The organism is Microcystis sp. M49636_WE2 (assembly GCF_030065375.1).
In the GTDB taxonomy this organism is placed as follows: domain Bacteria; phylum Cyanobacteriota; class Cyanobacteriia; order Cyanobacteriales; family Microcystaceae; genus Microcystis; species Microcystis aeruginosa_C.
Genome location: NZ_JASJFG010000835.1, coordinates 1 through 2,393 on the forward strand (window position 1 = coordinate 1; position 2,393 = coordinate 2,393).

2 protein-coding genes are annotated in these 2,393 nt (G+C 47.2%); one reads left to right on the forward strand and one right to left on the reverse strand.

Going from position 1 to position 2,393, the window contains the following annotated elements; genetic code table 11:
- The first annotated feature begins 40 nt into the window (after positions 1–40).
- The gene (locus PX484_RS19115) at positions 41–1,324 is read left to right on the forward strand and encodes a DUF3086 domain-containing protein (protein WP_002802344.1); all 1,284 of its coding nucleotides are present in this window, start codon (positions 41–43) and stop codon (positions 1,322–1,324) included.
- Between the two features lie 187 nt (positions 1,325–1,511).
- Here the strand turns inward: PX484_RS19115 and PX484_RS19120 are convergent.
- Positions 1,512–2,393 (reverse strand): tRNA (guanine-N1)-methyltransferase (locus PX484_RS19120; protein WP_288105150.1); only part of this gene is annotated, 882 nt, incomplete at its 5' end.

The following is a 2,393-nucleotide window of genomic DNA, read 5'->3' on the forward strand; positions in this document are numbered from 1 at the left end:
CCTGCCTTGGCCCTCTGTTCGCTCTGCATTTCTAAAGCCGATGAATTCAGAAGATTTTAATGTTTTACCCCTTGACAAAATGACAGACTTACCCAATGAATCTGTCGAAGAATTTAGTTTTGATGATCTCTGGAACGATCGCCCGGTAGAGAATCCCCTGCCATCGGAAACCGCCCCCGAAGGCGAATTAGTTCCCACAGCGCAGGCGCAACCCCTGCGGGGGGAAATCGAGGCTCTAGAACGGCAAAAACAGAGCCTAGCGGCGGAAATCTCGGCGTTAAAAGCGGAAAAAGAACGCTTGATCGCCGAGGAACTAGGAGATATCAAAGCTCAAATCGAAAGAATGCTCAAGGAAGGCGTAAAAGACCTAGAACAACGCAAACAGGCTTTAGAATTGGCGATCGAACAGTTAGAACGCCGTCGTGAGCGTATTCGACAGGAAATGCGGAGTAATTTCGCCGGAGTCTCCCAGGACATAGCCGTGCGGGTTCAGGGATTTAAAGACTATCTGGTGGGCAGTTTACAGGATTTGGCTGCGGCTGCCGAACAGTTGGAATTACCCCGTTTTGAAACCCCCGAAAAATCCCCCCGACCCGTGGAACCTCCCCTGCGGACCGAACGGGAGGAAAACCCGCGCCCATCCCGTGGCAGTCAAGGCCGGGATGATCGCGAAGAAAGTCCCCGTCCCCCCCGTACCAGTAACCAGGGCCGGGATAATTGGCAAGAACCCCGTCGCTCTAACCGTTCGGGTTATGAATCGGAACCGGTGGGGCAATCCACCCCTAGACAGGGCTTTTCTGACCAAAATCAGCGCATCCAAGCTCTTTTAGACCGTTATCGCAGTCGTCCTGATTATTACGGTCCGCCTTGGCAACTACGGCGCACTTTTGAACCAATTCACGCCGAACGGGTGCAACAGTGGTTCTTTAAACAGGGGGGCCGGGGTACTGTTCGCGGTATGGGTAGCCGTCTCCAAAATATTCTGGTGGCTTCGGCAATTATCTCGATTATGGCGGAATTACAGGGCGATCGCTTCCGTTCTCTCGTTCTGGCTAATAGTCCCGAACGTTTAGGCGAATGGCGGCGCGGCCTCCAAGATTGTCTCGGCATTTCCCGCGCCGATTTTGGCCCGGACCGCGGCATTGTTCTCTTTGAGTCTCCCGAAGCTTTAATTCAAAAAGCGGAACGTTTAATCGACGATAAGTATTCACCGCTCATTATCATCGATGATACCGAAGAACGGCTGAATTTCGCTCTTTTACAATTCCCCTACTGGTTAGCTTTTGCCCCTGAACCCCAACAAAGTTCTAGTTATTGGTATTAACTAATTAGGGTGTGCTGAATAAATCTAAAAACCTTGTTGGATAAGAATTTTAGACTTTTTTCCCATCAAAAAGTGCCAGACCTTGGGGTGATCGGGGGGGGAAATTGACCCCCTGAAAATCGGTAAAACCCCACACCCCACACCCCACACCCTACCCCCACGAAAAACTTTTTGCCGCAAACCCTAATTAGTCCTTGAGTAGTGCGATACATTGGGCTAAAGAAGCGTTAGTTTTCAGCGCTTGTGGGTTAATATGGGTGGCAGCGGCTCGATAACCTTGTTCTAGGAGAGCTGCAATTAAATCTTCCCTTTTAGGTAGATCTAATTTGCCCCTTCTACCAATTTCCCGAAAGCTATAAAAATAGGGAGGAAAATCGTTTTCTTCCCTCATTATTTCTAACAATTTAACTACCTTTTTCCACTGCCATTGATGGGCTAAATCTGCCATTTTTTCTAGATAAAGGCGATCATGTAAACTGCCTAACCACAAGGGTCCGGTTAAGGTTAAAGGTTGCCCGTCCCCAGAACAAACTATCTTGCCTAACTTCGGCCAAGGCACTGATTGATATTCTCCGCAGCTATGACAATAACCGAGAAAACCGTAGTTATGACTATTTAATTGTCTATTGGCCGTTAACCGCACCATCACCCGATAACTTTGACCAAAAAAGAAGGAAAAAATCGGCGTAATTCCTAAACCTAACCGGGCCGATTCTAATTGCAAACCGGCGATAATTAATCTTAATCCCTGTTCGTGGGCAGCCGGATGATTGCGAGCAGATGCTCCATAATCAGCTAAACTATTTTCTAGATTATGACCCGTCAGCGTCCGTCCATCGGTATTAGTTAGATAAATTAAACCACCGATTTTAGTGGCTAAAGGAATAGCACTAAACAGAGATGCAGGGGAACCAAAAGCATCAATATCAACTAGATCGTAATGGTCTTTTTCAAGATAACATTCTAGGAGAACTTCTTGAGCAGATTTATAGGTTATTTTGCCTTTTTTCTGTTGTAATAAACTCTCTAAATTAGCGGCTAAAGTTGGCTTAATTTCTGGATTACCATC